Origin of the sequence: Burkholderia sp. HI4860 (assembly GCF_002223045.2) — a bacterium.
Lineage (GTDB): Bacteria > Pseudomonadota > Gammaproteobacteria > Burkholderiales > Burkholderiaceae > Burkholderia.
Window position 1 is genome coordinate 1,964,443 of the sequence record NZ_NKFO02000003.1, and the last position, 22,770, is coordinate 1,987,212.

The 22,770-nt window shown below is 67.2% G+C and carries 21 protein-coding genes and 1 tRNA gene; 15 read left to right on the forward strand and 7 right to left on the reverse strand.

Going from position 1 to position 22,770, the window contains the following annotated elements; translation table 11 throughout:
• Window positions 1-121 precede the first annotated feature (121 nt).
• From CFB34_RS24355 to CFB34_RS24365, 3 genes are read left to right on the forward strand one after another with little or no spacing between them, the layout of a single operon-like run.
• Complete coding sequence (locus CFB34_RS24355) at window positions 122-904, forward strand: amino acid ABC transporter substrate-binding protein (protein WP_089441346.1); 783 nt, start codon at window positions 122-124, stop codon at window positions 902-904.
• Window positions 905-918: 14 nt separating this feature from the next.
• A complete protein-coding gene (locus tag CFB34_RS24360; protein ID WP_071335259.1) occupies window positions 919-1,599 on the forward strand; it encodes an amino acid ABC transporter permease in 681 nt (226 codons plus the stop codon).
• Window positions 1,596-2,354 (forward strand): amino acid ABC transporter ATP-binding protein, encoded by a 759-nt coding sequence (locus CFB34_RS24365; protein ID WP_089441285.1) that lies wholly within the window; start codon window positions 1,596-1,598, stop codon window positions 2,352-2,354. Before CFB34_RS24360 ends, CFB34_RS24365 begins: the two co-directional genes overlap by 4 nt.
• 37 nt (window positions 2,355-2,391) lie before the next feature.
• Here the strand turns inward: CFB34_RS24365 and CFB34_RS24370 are convergent, their stop codons facing one another.
• Window positions 2,392-3,207, reverse strand: a complete 816-nt coding sequence (locus CFB34_RS24370) for an alpha/beta fold hydrolase (protein ID WP_089441345.1) — start codon at window positions 3,205-3,207, stop codon at window positions 2,392-2,394.
• Between the two features lie 81 nt (window positions 3,208-3,288).
• Between CFB34_RS24370 and CFB34_RS24375 the strand changes: the two genes are divergently transcribed.
• Window positions 3,289-3,903: a CGNR zinc finger domain-containing protein gene (locus CFB34_RS24375; protein ID WP_089441284.1), complete on the forward strand. Its 615-nt coding sequence runs from the start codon at window positions 3,289-3,291 to the stop codon at window positions 3,901-3,903.
• A 54-nt stretch (window positions 3,904-3,957) separates the two neighbouring features.
• On the opposite strand, the gene CFB34_RS24380 is transcribed toward CFB34_RS24375, so the two are convergent.
• Both CFB34_RS24380 and CFB34_RS24385 read right to left on the reverse strand, forming a co-directional pair.
• Window positions 3,958-5,007 carry a DUF3592 domain-containing protein gene (locus CFB34_RS24380; RefSeq protein ID WP_089441283.1) on the reverse strand — a complete coding sequence of 350 codons (1,050 nt, stop codon included), beginning with the start codon at window positions 5,005-5,007 and terminating at the stop codon, window positions 3,958-3,960.
• Between the two features lie 189 nt (window positions 5,008-5,196).
• Window positions 5,197-5,272 (reverse strand) — tRNA-Lys (locus CFB34_RS24385).
• Between the two features lie 190 nt (window positions 5,273-5,462).
• Here CFB34_RS24385 and CFB34_RS24390 point away from each other — a divergent pair.
• Both CFB34_RS24390 and CFB34_RS24395 read left to right on the forward strand, forming a co-directional pair.
• On the forward strand, window positions 5,463-5,867 hold the full coding sequence (locus CFB34_RS24390; RefSeq protein WP_006477449.1) for a PaaI family thioesterase: 405 nt from the start codon (window positions 5,463-5,465) through the stop codon (window positions 5,865-5,867).
• A gap of 8 nt (window positions 5,868-5,875) precedes the next feature.
• Window positions 5,876-6,742 carry a patatin-like phospholipase family protein gene (locus tag CFB34_RS24395; protein ID WP_089441282.1) on the forward strand — a complete coding sequence of 289 codons (867 nt, stop codon included), beginning with the start codon at window positions 5,876-5,878 and terminating at the stop codon, window positions 6,740-6,742.
• Between the two features lie 50 nt (window positions 6,743-6,792).
• Here CFB34_RS24395 and CFB34_RS24400 read toward each other — a convergent pair whose 3' ends face one another.
• Entirely contained in the window at window positions 6,793-7,806 is a 1,014-nt protein-coding gene (locus CFB34_RS24400) for a D-2-hydroxyacid dehydrogenase family protein (RefSeq protein WP_089426599.1), read from the reverse strand.
• 426 nt (window positions 7,807-8,232) lie between these two features.
• Between CFB34_RS24400 and CFB34_RS24405 the strand changes: the two genes are divergently transcribed.
• Complete coding sequence (locus tag CFB34_RS24405; RefSeq protein WP_089426598.1) at window positions 8,233-9,282, forward strand: LysR family transcriptional regulator; 1,050 nt, start codon at window positions 8,233-8,235, stop codon at window positions 9,280-9,282.
• Between the two features lie 136 nt (window positions 9,283-9,418).
• Here the strand turns inward: CFB34_RS24405 and CFB34_RS24410 are convergent, their stop codons facing one another.
• The 3 genes from CFB34_RS24410 to dprA form a co-directional block, all read right to left on the reverse strand.
• Window positions 9,419-12,016 (reverse strand): DNA topoisomerase III, encoded by a 2,598-nt coding sequence (locus tag CFB34_RS24410; protein ID WP_089441281.1) that lies wholly within the window; start codon window positions 12,014-12,016, stop codon window positions 9,419-9,421.
• Window positions 12,017-12,209: 193 nt separating this feature from the next.
• A complete protein-coding gene (locus CFB34_RS24415; RefSeq protein WP_039353754.1) occupies window positions 12,210-12,590 on the reverse strand; it encodes a thioredoxin family protein in 381 nt (126 codons plus the stop codon).
• A gap of 36 nt (window positions 12,591-12,626) precedes the next feature.
• Complete coding sequence (gene dprA, locus CFB34_RS24420; protein ID WP_089441280.1) at window positions 12,627-13,973, reverse strand: DNA-processing protein DprA; 1,347 nt, start codon at window positions 13,971-13,973, stop codon at window positions 12,627-12,629.
• Between the two features lie 185 nt (window positions 13,974-14,158).
• Between dprA and def the strand changes: the two genes are divergently transcribed.
• The 8 genes from def (at window position 14,159) to esaR (ending at window position 22,714) form a co-directional block, all read left to right on the forward strand.
• A complete protein-coding gene (def, locus tag CFB34_RS24425; RefSeq protein ID WP_006477461.1) occupies window positions 14,159-14,662 on the forward strand; it encodes a peptide deformylase in 504 nt (167 codons plus the stop codon).
• A 34-nt stretch (window positions 14,663-14,696) separates the two neighbouring features.
• A complete protein-coding gene (fmt, locus tag CFB34_RS24430) occupies window positions 14,697-15,680 on the forward strand; it encodes a methionyl-tRNA formyltransferase (protein WP_089441279.1) in 984 nt (327 codons plus the stop codon).
• Between the two features lie 121 nt (window positions 15,681-15,801).
• Window positions 15,802-16,437 carry a LysE family translocator gene (locus CFB34_RS24435; RefSeq protein ID WP_089441278.1) on the forward strand — a complete coding sequence of 212 codons (636 nt, stop codon included), beginning with the start codon at window positions 15,802-15,804 and terminating at the stop codon, window positions 16,435-16,437.
• A 102-nt stretch (window positions 16,438-16,539) separates the two neighbouring features.
• Window positions 16,540-17,397 carry a zinc metalloprotease HtpX gene (gene htpX, locus CFB34_RS24440; protein ID WP_011353570.1) on the forward strand — a complete coding sequence of 286 codons (858 nt, stop codon included), beginning with the start codon at window positions 16,540-16,542 and terminating at the stop codon, window positions 17,395-17,397.
• 232 nt (window positions 17,398-17,629) lie between these two features.
• On the forward strand, window positions 17,630-19,021 hold the full coding sequence (rsmB, locus tag CFB34_RS24445) for a 16S rRNA (cytosine(967)-C(5))-methyltransferase RsmB (protein ID WP_089441277.1): 1,392 nt from the start codon (window positions 17,630-17,632) through the stop codon (window positions 19,019-19,021).
• Window positions 19,018-19,608, forward strand: coding sequence for a DUF4390 domain-containing protein (locus CFB34_RS24450; protein WP_039353770.1), 591 nt, complete (start codon window positions 19,018-19,020; stop codon window positions 19,606-19,608). The genes rsmB and CFB34_RS24450 overlap by 4 nt, the downstream gene beginning before the upstream one ends.
• Window positions 19,598-22,012: a sensor histidine kinase EsaS gene (esaS, locus tag CFB34_RS24455; RefSeq protein ID WP_089441276.1), complete on the forward strand. Its 2,415-nt coding sequence runs from the start codon at window positions 19,598-19,600 to the stop codon at window positions 22,010-22,012. The genes CFB34_RS24450 and esaS overlap by 11 nt, the downstream gene beginning before the upstream one ends.
• The gene (esaR, locus tag CFB34_RS24460; RefSeq protein WP_089441275.1) at window positions 22,013-22,714 is read left to right on the forward strand and encodes a response regulator transcription factor EsaR; all 702 of its coding nucleotides are present in this window, start codon (window positions 22,013-22,015) and stop codon (window positions 22,712-22,714) included.
• Window positions 22,715-22,770: the final 56 nt, after the last annotated feature.

Below are 22,770 nucleotides of genomic sequence, written 5' to 3' on the forward strand. Positions count from 1 at the left end.
TCATATCGATAGCCGATTTGCGTTTTTGCCGGGCCTCGACGCGTCGGTAGAATTCGCGGACCTCTCGAACGGCATGCGTGTGCCGCGGGAATATTTCGTCCAATCATTCGGGGTCCGCACCATGAAATTCCTTCGCTCCATCCTGGTCGTCGCCATGCTGCAGGCCGTTTCGGTCACGAGCGCACTGGCTGCCGACGACCTGTCGCAGATCAAGTCGTCCGGTGTGTTCCGGGTCGGCACCGAAGGCACCTACGCGCCGTTCACGTACCACGACGAAACCGGCAAGCTGACGGGCTTCGACGTCGACATCGCGACCGCGATCGCGCAGCGCCTCGGCGTGAAGCCGCAGTTCGTCGAAGGCAAGTGGGACGGGCTGATCGCGGGCCTCGACGTGAACCGCTACGACGCGGTCGTCAACGAAGTGTCGATCACCGACGCGCGCAAGGCGAAATACGATTTCTCGACGCCGTACATCACGTCCCGCGCGGTGCTGATCGTGCGCGCGGACAACACGACGATCCACTCGTTCGACGACCTCAAGGGCAAGAAATCCGCGAACACGCTGACCAGCAATTTCGGCAAGCTCGCGGCCGCGCACGGCGCGGACGTCGTGCCCGTGCAGGGCTTCAACGAATCGATCGACCTGCTGAGCTCGGGGCGCGTCGACGCGACGATCAACGATTCGCTGTCGTACCTCGATTTCCGCAAGCACAAGCCGGACGCGAAACTGAAGATCGCGGCGACCGACACGGGCGGCGCGAGCGACGCGTCGGGCGTGCTGCTGCGCAAGGGCAGCCCCGCGCTGGTGGCCGCGATCGACAAGGCGCTCGCGGACATCAAGGCCGACGGCACCTATGCGAAGATCTCGCAGAAGTATTTCGGCCGCGACGTGTCGCAACCGTGACGCGAGGCTGAACGATGCCGGCCTGGCTTCACCTGATGGCGGAATCGCTGCGGCCCCTGCTCGTCGCGGGGCTCGTGTTCACGGTACCGCTCACGCTCGCGTCGTTCGCGATCGGCCTGCTGCTCGCCTTCGGCGCGGCGCTCACGCGGCTGTTCGGGCCGCGCTGGGCGCAAGCCGTCGTCCGTTTCTACATCTGGCTGTTTCGTGGTTCGCCGCTGCTCGTGCAGCTGTTCGTGATCTTCTACGGTTTGCCGAGCGTCGGCATCGTGCTCGATCCGCTGACGGCCGCGGTGATCGGCTTCTCGCTGAACGTCGGCGCGTACAACGCCGAGGTGATCCGCGGCGTGATCGAATCGATTCCGAAGGGGCAGTGGGAAGCCGCGTACTCGATGGCGATGACGCGCCCGCAGGCGCTGCGTCGCGCGATCCTGCCGCAGGCCGCGCGCGTTGCGCTGCCCGCCCTGTCGAATTCGTTCATTTCGCTCGTGAAGGACACGTCGCTCGCGGCCGTGCTGACCGTGCCGGAAATCTTCCAGGCCGCGCAGCGGATCGCGGCCGTGACCTACGAGCCGATGATTCTCTATACGGAAGCCGCGCTGGTCTATCTGCTGCTCAGCTCGGTGCTGTCCACGCTGCAGCGTCGCCTCGAAATCCGCTTCGGCCGTCATGCGCTGTTCCAGGCGGAACTGCGATGATCAGGCTCGAACGCATCGACAAGTCGTTCGGTACGCACCGTGTGCTGCAAGGGATCGACCTCGCGTTGCAACCCGGCAGCGTGACGGCGCTGATCGGGCCGTCCGGCAGCGGCAAGAGCACGCTGCTGCGTTGCGTGAACCTGCTCGAAGTGCCCGAGGCGGGTACGCTGACGGTCGGCGACGCACGCATCGACTTCTCGCCGGCGCAGCGGCCGGCGCGCGACGCCGTGTTCGCGGTGCGCCGCCAGACCGGCATGGTGTTCCAGAACTTCCAGCTGTTTCCGCACCTGAGCGTCGTGCAGAACGTGATGGAAGGGCTCGTCACCGTGCAGCGCTGGCCGCGCGAGCGAGCCCGCGAACGCGCGCTCGCGCTGCTCGAGAAGGTCGGCATCGCGGACAAGGCCGACGCGTGGCCCGGCACGCTGTCGGGCGGCCAGCAGCAACGCGTCGCGATCGCGCGTGCGCTCGCGCCGTCGCCGCAGGTGCTGTTGTGCGACGAGCCGACGTCGGCGCTCGATCCGGAACTGTCCGTCGAAGTGGTCGAGGTGCTGCGCCAGCTCGCACGGGAAGGCACGACGATGCTGATGGCGACGCACGACCTGCGTCTGGCCGCGTCGATTGCACACGACGCGGTGTTTCTCGCGGAAGGCCGTATCGTCGAGGCCGGTGCGTCGCGCGACCTGTTCGGCGACCCGCGCGATCCGCGCACCGCAAAATTCATCTCGACGCTCGCGCAGGGCGTGCCGGTGTTCTGACGCGGCACGCGAAGAGCGACATGCGCGACAGCGGGCGTCAACCTTGCCCTGATGCGTCGAGCACTGCCGCGACGATCGCCTCCGGCGCATCTTCCTGCACCAGGTGGCCCGCACGCGGCACCCTGATCAGCCGGCCGTTCGCGATGCGATCGGCCAGCGCCTGCCCCTGTTCGAGCGGAATCCACGCGTCGTCCTCGCCCCACACGATGCGCACCGGAAAGTCCGGCGGCGCGTAACGCGCCTCGGCTTCCTCGATGTAGCGCTGGCGCATCTGCGCGATCTGGCGATAGAACGCGGCCTGCCCGTCGGGCGTGAGCCACGGCGCGCGGTAGATCGACAGCGCGTCGTCGCTCAGCGGCCGCGCGACGGCATTGCCGAGATACGCCGACACGAGCGCGTGATGCGCATACGCAGGCAATCCGGTGAATGCGGCTTCGTGCTGCGCGACATGACGCACGAACGGCGAACCCTGCGGCGCGATGGCGACCGGATTCACGAGCGTGAGATCCGCATAGGCGACGCCATCGAGGAAGTGCGCGCGCAGCACGGTTGCGCCGCCATAGTCGTGAGCGAGTACGCGGGGGCGTGAGATGTTCCACTCGTCGAGCAGCGCGCCGAACAGCCCGTTCTGGCGGCCGAGCGACACGTCCGCGTCCGGCATGTCGGACTGACCGTAACCGAGCAGGTCGTAGAAGAACACGCGATGACGCCGCGCGAGCCACGGTGCGATCCGGCGCCACACCTGCGACGAAAACGGCGTGCCGTGCACGAGCACGAGCGGCGGCCCTTCGCCGATCGTTCCCCACGCAATCCGGTGGCCTTCGAAAATGAAGCGGTTGGCGAGCTCGAGCATCGGCATCTCCGTGCTAACCTGTTTTGGTTGTTAACAGGTTACTCCGGATTGTCTGGGTGTGAAACCGATAGGCGCAAATAAATGGTTACTCGACACGAACCCGCGCAACCCGCGCACGTATGGGACGCAGCCGATTTCGTCGGCGGCCATCCGGCGCTCGACTTCCTCAACACGGTGGCCGACACGGGCAAGACGCGCGACGCCGACAAGCTCGTCGACTGGCCGGCCGTGCATGCGTGGGCGGAACGATCGGGGCTGCTGGCGCCGGCCGATCTGGCGCGGCTGCTGCGTCATGCGCGGCAGGACGACGCGGATGCGCTGGCGGCGCTGCATCGCTTTCGCGAAGATGCGTACACGGCAATCTTGCACCTGACGGCCGGAGGCGGCGGCACGGCCGGCGCGCGTGCGGCGGACCGGCTCGCCGTCGCGATTCGCGACGCGATCGGGCGCAGCGCGTTCGAGGCGGTCGACGGCCGGTTCGCATGGCGGCCCGCCGCGCGCGCCGTGACGCGCTGGGTCGACGCGGCCGCACTCGGCTTCGAGCAACTGCTGCGCAGCGACGATTTCGCGCGGGTGAGGCAGTGCGGCCGGTGCACGTGGTTCTTCGTCGATCGCGGCCGCGGCGTCGGACGCCGCTGGTGCGACATGCGTACGTGCGGGAACCGCGCGAAGGTGGAGGCGTTCAGGGAGCGATGACGCGCGCGCCGTACCGGTTGTCGCGCCGGGCGGTGCGCGGGCGGCGCGCGAGCGTCATGGGGCGATTTCGTGCGGCCGATGCTCCGGCCACAGCGTCGCGGCGACGAACAGCCCGGCCGCGAGGAATGGCGCACCGATTGCGAGCAGGATCGCCGTGAGGCCCCAGCGATCCCAGAAGCGGTCGACGACCGCGCGCTCGGGGGTGACGGGGTCGTACAGCACGTTGACCGCTTCGCCTTCCTGCAGGCCCGGATGCGACGCCGCCGCGCCCTGGGCGAACGTGATCTGGCGTCCGCTGTCGGTCGTGAACGCGACGATCGCCGAATACAGCGACGTGCGCGAGTGGGCCGATCGCGCACTTTTGGCGATCTCGACGACATGGCCGGTTGAGCGCGCGTAGTGGTGGGCGATCTGCCACTGACGCAGGCCGGCCGCACCGGCGCCGGCAATGAAGCCCGTGCCGATCGTGATCGGAATCAGCACGATCGCGATATCCCAGCGGCGTCGCGCCTGCTTGCGCTCGGCGCGGGTGGGCGGCGCATCGGATTGCATGCGGTGGCGCTTGCCGGCGATCAGCAGGGCGCCGATCGCGAACGACGCGACGGCGAGCAGCGCCGCCACCGCCGCCGGAAACCAGCGTTGCGCGAAATCGTCGATCAGCGCGGGGCGCTCGGGATGGACGGGATCGAGCAGGACGTCGACGTTCTCGCCGATGTCGTAGGCGGGGATGGTCGACGCCGTATTGCCGGCGACCTCGCGGCGCTGGCCGTCGGTCGCGAGATACGCGACGATCGGCCGGTACGCGCGCATCGCGTCGCTGTCCTGCACGATACGGACGACCGTGCCCGGCGTGCGCACGAGGTGGCCGGTCGCCTGGCCGGCCGTGACGGCGAGTACGCCTGCCAGTACGAGCAGCAGGGCGCCGAGCGCCAGCGCGACGAGCGCGTCCTTACCCGGCATGACCGGATCCGGTTCGTGCGTCGCACTGCGGATGCCGGTGTGATCGTTGGAGTGGCGTGTCCCGACGGACTCGCCGATATCGGCGCAACCAGGCTCTCTGAATGGTCGCGTCTCGGTTACATGCTTCCATGTCTGACGTCCCATGTTCTCTCAGTGCCGGCGGGCAAACGGCAGTGCCTGCGCCGGTCGTGTGATATTTGTCGGACGATTCTAGCGGAAACGATGCGGAGCGGGCGTGTGGTGGCGTCCTGCGACAGGGCGCGCGCGCCGCGCGTGCGGCGGCGGAAAAGGAAAAAGCCCGGTCAGCTTTCGCTAACCGGGCTTCGGAATTCCTGGTGGGGCGTGAGTGACTCGAACACTCGACCTACGGATTAAGAGTCCGCTGCTCTACCAACTGAGCTAACGCCCCCAACAGAAGAAAGATTATGCACGGGTATTTCTGGTCTTGCAAGCCCTTTCTGCAAATTTCCTGAAAATATTTCGTCACCACGACGGCAACTGTCGGCCCGATAACGAGCGATCGTAGTTTCCGCGCTCCCGGTATGATGACGCCACACGTGTTGCGCGACGGTCGCGCAACGCTTTCTGGGCTTTCGAAGATGGACGAAAATGCAGTCCGCGAATTGCTGGATCGCCTGCTGGCCCCCTGGGTCCGCTCGCTCGGTCTGGTCCCCGTGTCGATCGGCGACGACAGCGTCACGCTGCGCCTGCCGTTTTCCGGCGAATTCCGCCATTCGGGCGGCATCATCTGCGGCCAGGTGTTCACGGCGGCCGCCGACACGGCGATGGTGGTCGCGATCTCGGCCGCGCTCGGCGAGTTCCGGCCGATGACCACCGTATCGCTGAACACGAACTTCATGCGGCCCGTGCGCAAGGGCGACGTGCTCGTCACCGCGCGCGTGCTGCGGATGGGTCGCAATCTCGTATTCGGCGAAGTCGAGCTGTTCGACGAGGACGGCAAGATGGCCGTTCACGCGACGTCGACCTACGCGCTCGTCAGCTGAGCGGCGCGATGTTCGACCAGATCGTCTTTGCGGGCGGCGGCAATCGCTGCTGGTGGCAGGCTGGCTTCTGGGACGTCGCCCAGCCGGCGCTCGGCCTGCGCCCGCGCGTGATCACCGGCATCTCGGCCGGCGCGGCGACCGCGTGCATGCTGTATACCCGCGACGCCGCCTGGGTGATGCGCTATTACGAAGAGGCGCTGCGCCACAACCGGAAGAACGCGTACTGGGGCAACCTGTTCGGGCGCGAGCCCGTGTTTCCGCATTACCGGATTTACCGCCAGGCGCTGCTCGACATCTACGGCGAGCCGTTCGCGAAGCTGGCCGCGGCGCCGGAGATCCGCATCGGCGTGTCGCACGTGCCGCGCTGGCTCGGCGCGCGCAGCGCGGTGGCCGCCGGCCTCGTCGCGTACAACATCGAGAAGTACGTGCGCAAGACGCTGCATCCGACGCTCGGGCGCTCGCTCGGTTTTCGGCCGGAATTCGTGCGCGCGCAGGCCTGTACGCGCGTTGACGATCTCGCCGACCTGATCCTGCAGTCGTCCTGCACGCCGCCGTTCACGCCGGTGCTGCGCCGCGGCGGCCGGCCCGTGCTCGACGGCGGGATGGTCGACAACGTGCCGGTCGACGCGCTCGACCCGACGCCGGGCGACGTGCTGGTGCTCGTCACGCGGCTGTACCCGCGTCCGCAGATGTTCACGGTCGCGCACGGCGAGCAGCGGCGGCTGTACGTTCAGCCGTCGAGCAAGGTGCCGATTTCGAGTTGGGATTACACGAGCCCGTCGCAGATGCGGCATGCGTACGACCTCGGGCGGCGCGACGGCGAGCATTTCCTCACGCGCGTCGGCGCGATGACGGGCGGCCGCGTGGCCGCCTGAAGACGGGAAGCAGGAAAGCGGGGCCGCGCGGCAGGCGCGGCCCGCGGCGCTCAGCGCACGCGGCGCGGCGTCAGGGCTTCCGGGTTGACGACGCTCGACATGTCGCCCTGGTCGAACGCCAGGATGTTCCGGAATGCCGCACTGAAGTAGAGCTCGTAGCTTTCGCGCTCGACGTAGCCGATGTGCGGCGTGCAGATCACGTTTTCCATCCGCAGCAGGCTGTAGCCCTGCAGGATCGGCTCGCTCTCGAACACGTCAATCGCGACCATGCCCGGACGGTTGTGCGACAGCGCGTTGACCAGTGCGTTTTCCTCGAGCAGTTCGGCGCGGCTCGTGTTGACGAGCAGCGACGTCGGCTTCATCCGCATCAGGTCTTCCTGCTTCACGATCCCGCGCGTGTCGTCATGCAGGCGCAGGTGCAGCGACAGCACGTCGCTCTGCTCGAACAGCGCTTCGCGGCTTTCGGCGGCCGTATAGCCGTCGGCGCGAGCGGCCTCGAGCGAATGCTCGCGGCCCCAGATCAGCACGTTCATCCCGAACGCCTTGCCGTAGCCGGCGACGAGCCGGCCGATCTTGCCGTAGCCCCAGATGCCGAGCGTCTGGCCGCGCAGCACCTGGCCGAGGCCGAAGTTCGGCGGCATCGCCGACGTCTTCAGGCCCGACTGTTGCCACGCGCCCTGCTTGAGGTTCGCGACGTATTGCGGAATGCGGCGCTGGGCGGCCATCACGAGCGCCCAGGTCAGTTCGGCGGGGGCAATCGGCGAGCCCGTGCCTTCGAGCACGGCGATGCCGCGGTCGGTACACGCTTCGAGATCGATGTGGCTCGAAATGCGGCCGGTCTGGCTGATCATGCGCAGGTTCGGCAGCTTGGCGAGCAGTTGCGACGAAATCGGGGTCCGTTCGCGAATCAGCACGAGCGCCTCGACTTCCGCCAGACGGCTGGCGAGTTGTCCCAATCCGCGCACCGTATTGTTGAAGACCTTCACGTCGTGGTCGGCAAGCATCTCGAAGCAGTTCAGCTTGCGGACGGCGTCCTGGTAGTCGTCGAGGATGGCAATTTTCATGGTGAGCGGGTGTCGCGCGTTGAAAGCGGCGGTGGCGGCGGCGCACGTCGCGCACCCGTCCCGCCCGGCCGGGGCCGACATGATGCTACGTCGGCCGCCTTCATGGTGCCTTTTTAACAGGTTGTTACGCTCCGCCGCAATTGGCGGCGGCCTGACCCGGCGCCGCTTGCGCGATGGGTGCGGGGGTGCGCTGTTGTGTCGCATCAAATACGTCCTTCCTGATTCGGCCACATACTCGACGAGGTTCACCCAATTGTTGCTCCAATCAGAATAATTGGATCAACTATCCGCAGAAGGCGAGGATTTTTGACTATTTTTATCGTCAACCGGCGCTTTGTTGAGCAACTCTGCATCATTTCCGCTGTCGTAGGAGAATTACGCATTTGCTTCATCTTTTTGAAGTTGTAACAGCGGCAGGAGTCGTTTATGGATCATTTGCAGTCGATGCGCGTGTTCGTCAAGGTTGCAGATCTCGGCAGTTTTGCGCGGGCCGCGAGTGCAATGGATATCTCCAACGCGGTCGCGACGCGTCACGTCGCCGATCTGGAAGGCCGGCTCGGCACGCGTTTGCTGAACCGCACCACGCGCAGCCTTTCGCTGACGGAGTCGGGCCAGGTCTATCTGGAGCGGGCTCGCCAGATCCTCGATGAGCTCGAGGACGTCGAGCAGATGGTCGTTGCGCGCAATCACGAGCCGGTCGGAACGTTGCGAATCGTTGCGCCGGTCGTGTTCGGCCTGCACAATCTCGCGCCCGTATTGCAGTCGTACACGGAGAATTTCCCGAAAGTGGTGCCGGACCTCACGCTGGTCGACCGGCAGGTCGATCTCGTCGAGGAAGGCTTCGACGTCGGCATCGTCGTCACGCGCCAGATGCGTAGCGCAAGCATCGTCACGCGGCGCCTGACCACCGGCTGCATGACCGTGTGCGCGACGCCGAGCTATCTGGAGAAGCACGGCGTGCCGACCCATCCGGAGCATCTCGCCGAGCACCCGAGCCTGAGCCTGCCGACCGAATACTGGGGTGACGAGCGTGTGTTCACGGGGCCGGACGGCGAAGTGCGCGTGCGCCCGACCAACGTGATCGTCGCGAACAACACCGCAATGCTGCGCCAGTTCGCGCTGCTCGGGATGGGGGTCGCGATCCTGCCGAGCTACCTGATCGGCGGCGATATCGCGCGCGGTGCGCTCGTGCGGCTGCTGCCGGATTTCCGGCTGCCGCAGGTCGAGATCAACATCGCTTACCCGAGCCGGCGCCATTTGCCCGCGAAGGTGCGCACGTTCATCGATCACCTCGTCGAGCACTTCAGCCACTCGACCGACGCGACGATGGGCGAGCAGTGGGCCGCGCAGAGTTCGGCGCTCGCGCCGATCGGTGTCGAGACGCGTGCCGAGCAGCCGGAAGCGGCCGACCCGAACCTGTCGCCGCGCCTGCCGCGTTCGCCGCGCACGCGCGTCGCGGCGCCGTCGCCGCTGTAACGACGCGACGGCCTGGCGGCCTGGTAGCGGTTGCCGCCGGCACAAAGAAAAACGCGGATCGAGCAATCGATCCGCGTTTTTTTATGGCTGCCTGCCGGAGTTCGGCATGGCCGGGGGAGCCCCGGCCGTCAGGCCGTTAAGAGCCCGTCTTGCGCGCCGTCGTCTTGCGGGCGGCGGTCTTGCGAGCCGGTGCCGGTTTCTCTTCGGCGCCTTCCGTCACGGTTTCGGCATCCTTCGTCGCCGATTTTGCCGTCTTCTTCGCGGCAGCGGCCTTCGGCTCCTTCTTCTCGAACTCGAAGCCGATCTTGCCGTCCGGCTGCTTCACGAGGAAGGCCTTGAAGTTGCGGCCCGTGCGCGACGACTTGAAGTTCGGCAGCAGATCCGTGCGGCCGTCGGCCAGCAGCTTGCCCATCTGCTCGCGCGTGATTTCCTGCTGCAGGATCACCTTGCCCGAGCGGAAATCGCAGGTCTTCGGGTTGGCCACCGAGTGCTCGCACACGTAACTCATCCCGTGCTCGAACACACGGCCCTTGCACTTCGGGCACGCGCCGACCGGCTCCTGTGCGGAAAAGTCGGGCGCTTCGCCTTCCTCGCCGCCGGTGTCCTGGCCGAAATCGAACTCGAGCTTGTAGTTCTTCGTCTCGTCGTCGAAGGACAGCTTGAGGATCGCCGAGAACGGGCGACCCATCTTGCTGCGGAAGCCGGACAGCGGGCCGATCGTCTTCTCGCGCAGCAGCTCCTCGACTTCCGCGATCTCGAACTGCCGGCTGCCCGGGATCTTCGAGATCGAGAACTCGCACTTCGTGCATGCGAAGCGGCGGTAGTTTTCCTTCACCTGGCCGCCGCAGTTCGGGCACGGCGTCTCGAGCGTCGCGTAATCGCCGGGGATCGTGTCCGAATCGTATTCCTTCGCGCGCTTCACGATCTGCTGCGTCATGCGGGCGATTTCCTGCATGAACGCTTCGCGCCCGAGGTTGCCGCGCTCCATCTGCGACAGCTTGTATTCCCATTCGCCGGTGAGCTCGGGCGCGGTGAGTTCCTTCACGCCGAGCCCGCGCAGCAGTGTCATCAGCTGGAATGCCTTCGCGGTCGGGATCAGTTCGCGGCCCTCGCGCACGAGGTATTTCTCGCCGAGCAGGCCTTCGATGATCGCCGCGCGCGTGGCCGGCGTGCCGAGGCCCTTCGCGGCCATCGCCTCGCGCAGTTCGTCGTCCTCGACGAGCTTGCCCGCGCCTTCCATCGCGGACAGCAGCGTCGCTTCCGAGTAGCGTGCGGGCGGTTTCGTGACGAGCGCGACGGCGGCGATCTCGTCCGTCTTCACCTTCTCGTCCTTCTGCACCGGCACGAGGTTCGCATCCGCGCCTTCGGCGTCACGGCCGTACACCTGCAGCCAGCCCGGCTCGACGAGCACCTTGCCTTCGGTCTTGAAGTGATGGCCGGCGACTTCGGTGATCCGCGTCGTGACGCGGAATTCGGCGGCCGGGAAGAACACGGCGAGGAAGCGCTTCACGACCATGTCGTATAGCTTCTGCTCCGGCTCGGACAGCGACTTCGGCGCCTGCAGCGTCGGGATGATTGCAAAGTGGTCGCTGATCTTCGAGTTGTCGAAGATCCGCTTGTTCGGCTTCACCCAGCCCTTGTCGAGCACCTGCTTCGCATGCGGCAGGTAGTTGTGGCTCTCCTTGAGCATCTCGAGCGTGGACTCGACCGTCGACAGGTAGTCTTCCGGCAGCGCGCGCGCGTCGGTACGCGGGTAGGTCAGCACCTTGTGCTTTTCATACAGCGCCTGCGCGAGGCCGAGCGTGTTCTTCGCGGAGAAGCCGAAGCGGCTGTTCGCTTCACGCTGCAGGCTCGTCAGGTCGAACAGTAGCGGCGACAGCTGCGTCGACGGCTTCGATTCCTCGGAGACCGTGCCGACCTGGTCGCGACACGCGGCGACGATCGTTTCGGCAGCCGGCAGGCTCCACAGCCGGGAGTCGCGCTTTTCCGGATCGAATTCGTCGCGCTTGAATTTCGGGTCGTACCACTTGCCTTCGTAGAAGCCGCCCGCGCACGCGAATTCGGCCTTCACTTCCCAGTAGTCGCGCGGGACGAAACGGCGGATTTTCTCTTCGCGTTCGACGACGATCGACAACGTTGGCGTCTGAACGCGGCCAACTGTCGTCAGGAAGAAGCCGCCGCCCTTGCTGTTGAACGCGGTCATCGCGCGGGTGCCGTTGATCCCGACGAGCCAGTCGGCTTCCGAGCGGCAGCGTGCGGCGTCGGCGAGCGGCAGCATGTCCGCGTCGCTGCGCAGGTTCGCGAAGCCGTCGCGGATCGCCTGCGGGGTCATCGACTGCAGCCACAGGCGCTGGACCGGCTGCTTCGCCTTCGCGTGCTGCGCGATCAGGCGGAAAATCAGCTCGCCCTCGCGCCCCGCGTCACAAGCGTTGATCAGGCGGTCGACGTCCTTGCGCTTCAACAGCTTGGTGAGCACCTTGAGGCGCGACTCGCTTTTTGCGATCGGGTTCAGGTCGAAATGCGGGGGGATGACGGGCAGATGCGCGAAGCTCCATTTCCCGCGCTTGACCTCGTACTCTTCCGGGGCGGCGATTTCCAGCAGGTGGCCGACAGCGGACGAAAGGACGAAATCGTCGCTCTCGTAATACTCGTCATGCTTGGTAAAGCCGCCCAAAGCGCGTGCGATGTCGTTCGCGACAGAAGGCTTTTCCGCAATGATCAGTGCTTTGGACATGACAGGTGTGTGTTGGTAGACCGGGTTCGCCGGTTGTGGGTCCCTTTTACGACCGCTTTATAGCACACGCCGCAGCGATGGCGGCTCGGCGTGCAAAAAGCGGCCCATCATAGAGGGGGGCCGCAACGGCGGCAAGCGCCCGGCGCGGCGGGGCGCGCAAATGTGCGCGAAACCACCGCGCCGGCTCGCGAATTCAGGCTTCGACGGCCAAGATGTTGCGCAATTTCGGTGCGTGCGGCGCACCGGGTACCGCGCTCAGGTCGGACAGCATCCGCTCGACGATCGCCGCATGCGGCAGCACCGTGCCGAAGAAGCGGGCGGTGTGGGTATCTTCGATCAGGATCGTCGGGAAGTTCTCGACGTCGAGATCGTCGAGCTGGTCGGCATGCGTTTCGATGTCGATCCAGGCGAAGCAGGCGTCCGGATGCGCGTCGGCGAGCTGGTCGAAGGCTGTCCGGTAGTCGCGGCACGTGCCGCACCACTCGGCGCACAGGCAGGCGACGAGCAACGTGCCGGGATCGGCGAGGCGCTCGGCGATCCGATCCGCATCGGTGTCGAGATTCAGCGCGGGCATGGGTTTCCTTGAGTATCGTCGGCGGCCTGGCCGCCCCTATGCGGGGGAATGTAGCACGCCGTCCACGGGCGGGGTGCGCGCCACGTCAAGCCGTGCGAAGCGTCCGCCGGGAAGGCTGGCGACGCGGCCGGCCAGTTCCAGCGCCAGCAGCGCGCGGTGCAGCACGTCGTCAGGCAGGCCGCTGTGCTCGGCGAGCCATTCGTAGGTGACGGGGCCGTATCCCAATGCGGCCAGCACGGCCTTCTCTGCCGGGGTGGCGGGCAGCGGTGGCGCCGGCGAAGGTGCTTCGTCTCGGGCGGACGCGGTGGCCGGAATGGCATCGCCATGTTGGATAACACCGGCCGCGGCACGCTGAGTGCCGGTTTCGGTTTCGCGAAGGTCGCCGGTGCCCGCGCGCGGATGCCCGGAACACGCCGCACCGCTCGCCGTGCCGGCTTTCGGTTCACCCAGCCCGTATTCCTCGAGCACGTCGAGCGGCGCCGCCGTGAGCTTCGCGCCGTCGCGGATCAATGCGTGGCAGCCCTGCGCGAGCGGCGCGTGGATCGAGCCCGGCATCGCGAACACATCGCGCCCCAGTTCGTTCGCGAGCCGCGCGGTGATCAGCGAGCCGGAGCGCGGCGCGGCCTCGACGACGAGTGCGCCGACCGCGAGCGCGGCGATCAGCCGGTTGCGCTGCGGGAAGTGGGCGGCGCGGGCCGGCGTGCCGAGCGGCCATTCCGACACGATCGCGCCGTGCGCGGCGATCTCGTGGGCGAGTGCGCGGTGCCGCGCCGGGTAGACGAGATCGGCGCCGGTCGCGATCACCGCGACCGTGCCCGACCGGCCGTCGAGCCCGCCACGATGTGCGGCGGCGTCGATCCCGAGCGCGAGGCCCGACACGATCGGCAGCCCGGCGTCGGACAGTTCGCGTGCGAAGTGCGTTGCGTCGGCGAGCCCTTGCGGCGTGGCGTGACGGCTGCCGACCACGGCGAGACTGCGCGCGTGCAGCAGGTCGAGCCGGCCCTTTACATATAGCAGCAGCGGCGGATCGTGCAGGTCGCGCAGCCGCGGCGGGTAGGCAGGATCGTTGAGCGTGACGAGCGCATTGCCCGGCGCGTCGAGCCACGCGAGCGCGGCGTCGGTGCGCGCGTCGAGATCGCCGCGCTCGCTTGCGCGCACGGCCAGGGCGGCGGCGGTGCTGGTGACGGCGGCGATGGCGTGGTCGGGTGCACGCAGCAGCGCGTCCGGCGAGCCGAACGCATCGAGGAGTGCCTGCAGCACGGCGGGCGCGAGGCCGGGCGCATGCGCAAGCTGCAGCCACGCGCGCACGGCGGAGGTGGTCAGCGCTTGCGGCGACATGAGGCGCCCCTCGAATGCGGTGGCCAGCGGACCGCGTGGCGCCATGATAAAATTTTCATCATCCGAAATACTCGACAGGGCCGCGCGCGCAGGCGCCCGGCCAATTGCAGGAGGCGTGATCCGCGGCATTGATTCGCCGCGCGTCCGCCTCATCTTCATTGCATCCCGGCAGCAGCGCCAGCCGGCCGGATGGCCGATGCGGCACGCCGCTCCACCGAATACCGAACGCCATGGCTTTACTCAATATTCTTCATTACCCCGACAAGCGGCTGCACAAGGTCGCGAAGCCCGTCGACAAGGTCGACGACCGGATCCGCAAGCTCGTCGCCGACATGGCCGAGACCATGTATGCGGCGCCGGGGATCGGCCTAGCGGCCACGCAGGTCGACGTGCATGAGCGCGTGATCGTGATCGACGTCTCCGAGGAGAAGAACGAGCTGCGCGCGTTCATCAACCCGGAGATCGTGTGGTCGAGCGATGCCAAGCAGATCTATGAAGAGGGCTGCCTGTCGGTGCCCGGCATCTACGACGAAGTCGAGCGTCCCGATCATGTGCGCGTGCGCGCGCTCAACGAGCAGGGCGAGACTTTCGAGCTCGACTGCGAGGGCCTGCTGGCCGTGTGCGTCCAGCACGAGATGGATCACCTGATGGGGCGCGTGTTCGTCGAATACCTGTCGCCGCTCAAGCAGACGCGCATCAAGACGAAGATGAAGAAACTCGAACGCGCGATGTAACGCGCGTTCGCCCAGCCCGACCCCGAACGCTGTCATGACCCATACGTTGCGCGTAGTTTTTGCCGGCACGCCGGAATTCGCCGCGGCTGCCCTCGCCGCGATCCACGAGGCCGGTTTTCCGGTGCCGCTCGTGCTCACCCAGCCCGATCGCCCTGCCGGGCGCGGGATGAAGCTGCAGGCGAGCGCGGTGAAGCGCTACGCCGTCGAGCACGGGATGCCCGTCGCGCAACCGCCGTCGCTGCGCCGGGCGGGCAAGTACCCGGCCGAGGCGGCCGACGCGATCGAGCTGCTACGCTCGACGCCGCATGACGTGATGGTGGTTGCCGCATACGGCCTGCTGCTGCCGCAGGAAGTGCTCGACATTCCGCGCAACGGCTGCATCAACATTCACGCGTCGCTGCTGCCGCGCTGGCGCGGCGCCGCGCCGATCCACCGTGCGATCGAGGCCGGCGACGCCGAGACGGGCGTCACGCTGATGCAGATGGACATCGGCCTCGACACCGGCGCGATGATCGAGGAAGCGCGCATCGCGATCGCGCCCGACGAGACGACCGCGACGCTGCACGACCGGCTCGCCGCCGAAGGCGCGCGACTGATCGTCGACGCGCTCGTGAAGCTCGAGCGCGACGGTGTGCTGCCGGCGACGCCGCAACCGGCCGACGGCGTGACCTATGCGGAAAAGATCGGCAAGCACGAAGCGGCGCTCGACTGGCGCAAGCCGGCCGACGTGCTTGCGCGCCAGGTGCGTGCGTTCGATCCGTTCCCGGGCGGCGTCGCGACGCTCGACGGCGCGGCGATCAAGCTGTGGGCAGCCGAGCCGGTGGCGGCGCGCGGCGATGCGGCGCCCGGCACGATCGTCGAAGCCGCGCCTGAAGGCGTGGTTGTTGCGTGCGGCAGCGGTGCGCTGCGCGTCACGCAGTTGCAGAAGCCGGGCGGCAAGCGGCTGCCCGCGCGCGAATTCCTGGCCGGCTCGCCGCTCGCCGCGGGCCAGCGTTTCGCGCTGACCGACGTTGCCTGACGCGGCCTGACCTCCATTCGACACGGCCTGCCGGGCGTGCGCAATCGGCCGGATGGCCGAGTCGCGCGGCGCGGCAGGCGCGCGTAGAATTTCCCTTGCGCTCCCCGGTTTCGAGGTTTTCATGTTCGGCATCACCCATTTCGGCTTCTTCGTGCTGGCGGTCTTCCTGCTGAACGTCACGCCCGGCCCCGATACGGCCTATATCGTCGGCCGCAGCGTCGCGCAGGGCCGCGGCGCGGGGCTGATGTCGGCGCTGGGCATTTCGGCCGGCTGCTGCGTTCACGCGCTCGCCTGCGCGTTCGGCCTGACCGCGCTGCTCGCGGCGTCGGCTGCCGCATTCACGGTGATCAAGCTGGTCGGCGCCGCTTACCTGATCTACCTGGGCGTGCGGATGATCATCGCGAAGCAGGCGGCCGAACCGTCGGGCACGGCGGCCGCGCAAGCCGCGAAGCCGCTGCGCCAGCTGTTCATGCAGGGCTTCTGGACCAACGTGCTGAACCCGAAGGTCGTGCTGTTCTTCGTGTCGTTCTTCCCGCAGTTCGTGTCGGCCGACAGTCCGCACAAGGCATGGGCGTTCCTGACCCTCGGCGGCGTGTTCGTCGCGATGAGCACGGTGTGGACCAGTTTCGTCGCATGGGTCGCGGGCAGTGTCACGGCCCGCTTCTCCGGCAAGCCGGGCGTCAAGAAGTGGCTCGACCGCACGGTCGGCAGCGCTTTCGTCGGCCTCGGTCTTCGTCTTGCAACATCGCAACGATGAGATTGAATTTTTCCGCCAAGACCTTATCTAACAAAACGCTTACAATTCTCCGTCGCGCCCTTTTTGATGCGCGGCGGGTCCCCTGACGGATAAGGAGTGGGTATGTTCAATTGGGTCAAAACGGCGATGCTGATGGCCGCGATCACGGCCCTGTTCATCGTGATCGGCGGGATGATCGGCGGCTCGCGGGGCATGACGATCGCGCTGCTGTTCGCGCTCGGCATGAATTTCTTCTCTTACTGGTTCTCGGACAAGATGGTGCTGCGCATGTACAACGCGCAGGAAGTCGACGAGAACACGGCGCCGCAGTTCTACCGGATGGTGCGCGAGCTGGCCACGCGCGCGAACCTGCCGATGCCGCGCGTCTACCTGATCAACGAGGACGCGCCGAACGCGTTCGCAACGGGCCGCAACCCGGAGCACGCGGCAGTCGCCGCGACGACGGGCATCCTGCGCGTGCTGTCGGAGCGCGAGATGCGCGGCGTGATGGCGCACGAGCTCGCGCACGTGAAGCACCGCGACATCCTGATCTCGACGATCACCGCAACGATGGCGGGCGCGATCTCGGCCATCGCGAACTTCGCGATGTTCTTCGGCGGGCGCGACGAGAATGGCCGGCCGGCCAACCCGATCGCGGGTATCGCGGTTGCGCTGCTCGCACCGATCGCAGGCGCGTTGATCCAGATGGCGATTTCGCGGGCACGCGAGTTCGAGGCCGATCGCGGCGGCGCGCAGATTTCCGGCGATCCGCAATCGCTCGCGACCGCGCTCGACAAGATCCATCGCTATGCGGCGGGCATCCCGTTCCAGGCGGCCGAGCAGCATCCGGCCACCGCGCAGATGATGATCATGAACCCGCTGCACGGCGGCGGCCTGCAGAATCTGTTCTCGACGCACCCGGCCACCGAGGAGCGCATCGCGCGCCTGATGGAGATGGCGCGTACCGGCCGCTTCGACTAAGCCACGGCACACCGTGCGGCAGTTGCCGCGCGGGGGCCGTCTCACCACCCCGCACGCTCCGCGCTGCGGGGTGTTTCATTTGCGCGTGCCGTAAAGGGGCCAAAGGGCCTGCTGCATCGCACGCTACAATGCCCGGTTTGGGATGGCAGGGCCCACGGGCGCCGCGATCCCGCCGTTTGCCGCATTGGCTTGCTGTGCCCGCTGGCCGCGCTTGTTTGCCGAATTTGCTCCGATGACACGAACCCGTTCTACCGCTCCGTCTTCTTCCGGCCGCCCGGCGCGCCTGTCCGCGCTGCATCTCGCGCCCGATTCGCTCGGCTTCGCACTCGATGCGGCCGCGCAGGCGGTCGATGCGGTGCGGCGCGGCACCGCGCTGCCGGCGGCGTTGTCGGCGGTATTCGCGCAGATGCCGTCCGGTGCGCAGGCGCTCGCGCGCGGGGCGACGCAGGACGTCGCTTACCGGACGATGCGCCGCCTCGGCAGTGCGGACTGGCTGATCGGCCGGCTCATCAGCAAGGCGCCGCCCGCCTACGTGCATGCGGTGCTCGCCGGTGCGTTCGCGCTGCTGCTCGACCCGGCGGAAGAGGCCGCGTATCCGGCGTTCACGGTGGTCGATCAGGCTGTGACCGTGATCGGGGCGCGCCGCGAATGCGCGTTCGCGAAGGGGATGGTCAACGCGGTGCTGCGCCGTTTCCTGCGCGAGCGCGACGCGCTCGTCGCGGCGCTGCAGGACGATGTCGTCGCGCGCTGGAACTACCGCGCGTGGTGGGTCGACTCGGTGAAGCGCGCGTGGCCCGACGCATGGCAGGCGATCCTCGCGGCCGGCGAGCGGCAAGGGCCGCTGACGCTGCGCGTGAACGCGCGCCGCGCGAGCGTCGACGCGTATCTCGATACGCTGCGCGAGAACGGGATCGAGGCGACCGCCATCGGCCGGCATGCAGTGCGGCTTGCATCGGCGCTGCCGGTCGATCGCATTCCGGGGTTTGCCGACGGCGTCGTGTCGGTGCAGGACGCCGGCGCGCAGCTCGCAGCCGAATGGCTCGGCGCGCGCGACGGCATGCGCGTGCTCGACGCATGCGCGGCGCCCGGCGGCAAGACCGGCCACATTCTCGAGCTGGCCGATGCGGAAGTCGTCGCGCTGGAAAGCGATGCCGCGCGCGCGGCACGGATCGGCGAGAACCTCGTGCGGCTGTCGCTCGAAGCGGACGTGCGTGTCGGCGATGCGGGCGCCCCCGACGCCTGGTACGACGGGCGCCCGTTCGACCGCATCCTTGCCGACGTGCCGTGCTCGGCGTCCGGCATCGTGCGTCGGCATCCCGACATTCGCTGGCTGCGCCGCGAGGCCGACATCCCGGCGCTCGTCGCGGAACAGCGCCGCATCCTGGCGGCGTTGTGGCCGCTCGTGAAGCCGGGCGGCGAACTGCTTTACGTGACCTGTTCGGTCTTCCCCGAGGAAGGCGAATGGCAGGCCCGCTGGTTTGAAGCGGCCTGTGAAGATGCGGTACGATTGGACGCCCCCGGCCAGCTGCTGCCGGGCGGAGTGCAGGGAGGGGCGGCCGCCGGCGCACTCGACCAGAACACCGATCACGACGGATTTTTCTACGCGCGGTTTCAGAAACGGTGACGATCAAACACCTTTTTCCACTTCGGCTCGCGGCCGTCCTGATGGTCGCGTTGACGCTGTGCCTGGCTGTCGTCCGGCCGGCGCATGCCGAGTCGATCGCCGTGCAGCGCGCGTCGCTTCAGTCCGACGGAAGCGGCTGGGCGCTCGACGCACGTTTCGATTTCGAGCTGAACCCGAACCTCGAGGATGCCGTCAACAAGGGCATTCCGCTTTATTTCACGACCGACTTCGAGTTGAGCCGGGCGCGCTGGTACTGGTTCGACGAGCAGCCGGTGGCGGTGACGCAGACGATCCGCCTGTCGTTCCAGCCGCTCACGCGCGAATATCGCGTGTCGACGGGCGGCCTGCAGCTCGGTTTCCCGTCGCTGAAGGACGCGCTCGCGGTGGTCCGTCACATCACGTCGTGGCACGTGATCGACCGCAACCAGGTGCGCGCCGGTGAAACCTACACGGCATCGGTGCGGATGCAGCTCGATACGGCGCTGATGCCGAAGCCGTTCCAGGTCGATGCCGTGAACAACCGCGACTGGACGCTCGGGTCGGACTGGAAGCGCTTCAACTTCACGGTGACCGAACGTGCTAAATAAAGTGCGCCGCGCGGCCAGCGGGAAGAGCCTCCTCATCCGCGTGATCGTCTCGACGGTCGCGCTCACCGCGCTGCTGCTGCTCGTGCTGCTCGCGGCCGCGAGCGCGAATACCGAATTCTTCGACCGCTACTACTCGTGGCTGTACGCGACGAACATCGTCGTCGCACTCGTGTTCCTGCTCGTGGTGCTCGGGCTGATCGGGATGATCGTCGTGCGCCTGAGGAAGGGCAAGTTCGGCACGCGGCTGCTCGCGAAGCTCGCGGTGTTCTTCGCGCTCGTCGGCGTGGTGCCGGGCGGGATCATCTACATCGTGTCGTACCAGTTCGTGTCGCGCAGTATCGAGTCTTGGTTCGACGTGAACGTCGAGACGGCGCTGACGGCCGGCCTGAACCTCGGCCGCGGGATGCTCGATGCGTCGCTGTCCGATCTGCAGACGAAGGCGCGGCTGATGTCCGACCAGCTCGCGAGCGTCGATGCGAACACCAACGGCACGACGCTCACGCTGCTGCGGCTGCGCGACCAGTTCGGCGTGCAGGACGCGACGATCGTCGAGCCGAGCCGCGGCGGCTCGGGTGCGTCCCCCGACCTGCACATCGTCGCGCAGGCGTCGGGCAATTTCGCGGCGCTGATTCCGGACGACCTGCCGACGCCGCTGATGCTGAACCAGGCGCGCGAACACGGCGCGTACGCGGCGATCGAGGGTGAAGTCGACGGCGACCCGCGCGCGCACGGCGCGAAGGGTGCGCTGCGGTTGCGCGTCGTGCGGCCGATTCCCGATGCATCGACGTCGTTGTTGCAGCCGGCGGAACGCTTCCTGCAGCTCACGCAGCCGGTGCCGCCGACGCTTGCCCACAACGCGGATGCCGTGCAGCGCGCGTATCGGGAGTACCAGGAAAAGTCGCTCGGCCGCACGGGGCTGCGCAAGATGTACATCGGCACGCTGACGCTGGCGCTGTTCCTCGCGACCTTCATCGCGATGATGCTCGCGCTCGCGCTCGGCCAGCAGCTCGCGCGGCCGCTGTTCCTGCTCGCGCAGGGCACGAAGGAGGTCACGGAAGGCGACTACACGCCGAAGCGCGAGATCAAGACGCGCGACGAGCTCGGCTTCCTTACGCAGTCGTTCAACGCGATGACGCGTCAGTTGTCGGAAGCGCGGCTCGCGGTCGAGAAGAACCGCGTCGCGCTCGAGCATTCGAAGACGTATCTCGAGAGCATCCTCGCGAACCTGACGGCCGGCGTGTTCGTGCTCGACCGGCAGTTCCGGCTGACGACGGCCAATCGCGGCGCCGAGCGGATCTTCCGGCAGCCGTTCAACGCGCTGATCGGCACGACGCTCGACCGGATCGGCGTGGCCGCCGGGTTCGGCGCGATGGTGCGCAAGGCGTTCGCCGATCGCGAGGCGGCGTCCGACGGCGGCAGCGGCGATCGCGGCCACTGGCAGCAGCAGTTCGCGATCGAGGTGCCGGGCGAAGCCGATCCGCTGACCTTGCTCGTGCGCGGCACGCGCCTCGTGTCGACGGTCGAGGGGCAGGCCGACGATCCGCAGACGTCCGGTTACGTCGTCGTGTTCGACGACATCTCCGACGTGATTTCCGCGCAGCGTTCGGTCGCATGGGGCGAGGTCGCGCGCCGGCTCGCGCACGAGATCAAGAATCCGCTGACGCCGATTCAGCTGTCGGCCGAGCGGCTGCAGATGAAGCTCTCCGACAAGCTCGCCCCGCCCGATGCCGACGTGCTCAAGCGCGGCGCGACGATGATCGTCAATCAGGTCGCCGCAATGAAGCGGATGGTCGACGATTTCCGCGAATACGCGCGCACGCCGCCGGCGGTGCTCTCGAACCTGCAGTTGAACGAACTGGCGAGCGAGGTGCTCGGGCTGTACGGGGTGGGCGAAGGCAAGAGCGCGATCGTCGCCGAGCTCGCGCCGTCGCTGCCGGTGATACGCGGTGATGCGACGCAATTGCGCCAGGTGATTCACAACCTGCTGCAGAATGCGCAGGATTCGGTCGCGGAGTCGGCGCATCCGCGTGTGTTGATCGAAACCAAGACAGTAGAATATGGCGATCCCGACGCCGAGGGCAAAACGCGCGTCGCGGTACGTCTTACCGTGTCCGACAACGGGCCCGGTTTTCCGGCGCGCATCCTGACTCGCGCGTTCGAGCCTTATGTGACGACGAAGGCGAAGGGCACGGGTCTGGGGTTGGCCACGGTCAAGAAGATCGTCGATGAGCACGGTGCGCGGATCGATCTGCGCAATCGCATGCACGGCGAGACCGTCGAGGGTGCGCAGGTGTCGATCCTGTTCCTGCAGATGGCGAGCGATGCGCCAGGCGCCGAATCGGGCGTGCAGGACGGGGCGGCCCCCGCCAAGACAAAAGCAAGTGAGCAGACAAAGGCAGCGTAAATGGCAACCATCCTGGTGGTAGATGATGAAATGGGCATCCGGGAATTGCTCTCGGAGATCCTCAGCGATGAAGGACACGTCGTCGAGGCGGCGGAGAACGCGCAGGCCGCGCGGGAATACCGGTTGAATCAGGCGCCCGATCTCGTGCTGCTCGATATCTGGATGCCCGATACCGACGGCGTGACGTTGCTCAAGGAGTGGGCAGCGCAGGGGCTGCTGACGATGCCCGTGATCATGATGTCCGGGCACGCGACGATCGATACGGCCGTCGAGGCGACGAAGATCGGCGCGCTCGATTTCCTCGAGAAACCCATCGCGCTGCAGAAGCTGCTGAAGTCGGTCGAGCACGGTCTCGCCCGCGGTGCGGCGCCGGTGTCCGCGAACGCGGCGGCGAAGGCCGGTGCGGGGCAGGCGGCGGGGCCCGCGGCGGTGGCGTCCGCGGCTGCGCTGCCGACGCTCGGCGACGACATGGCTGCGGCACTCGGCCTCGCGGGCCAGACGGCCGCGATCCCGTTCGACATCCCGTTGCGCGAAGCGCGCGATGCGTTCGAGCGCGCGTACTTCGAATATCACCTCGCGCGCGAAAACGGCAGCATGACGCGCGTCGCGGAGAAGACGGGCCTCGAGCGCACGCACCTGTATCGCAAGCTCAAGCAGCTCGGTGTCGAGCTCGGCAAGAAGCCGTCCGAAGGCGCCGTATAAAATATTTTGCGAAAGTACTTGCTCAAGTGAAGAAGGGTGGATATACTTTCTCTTCT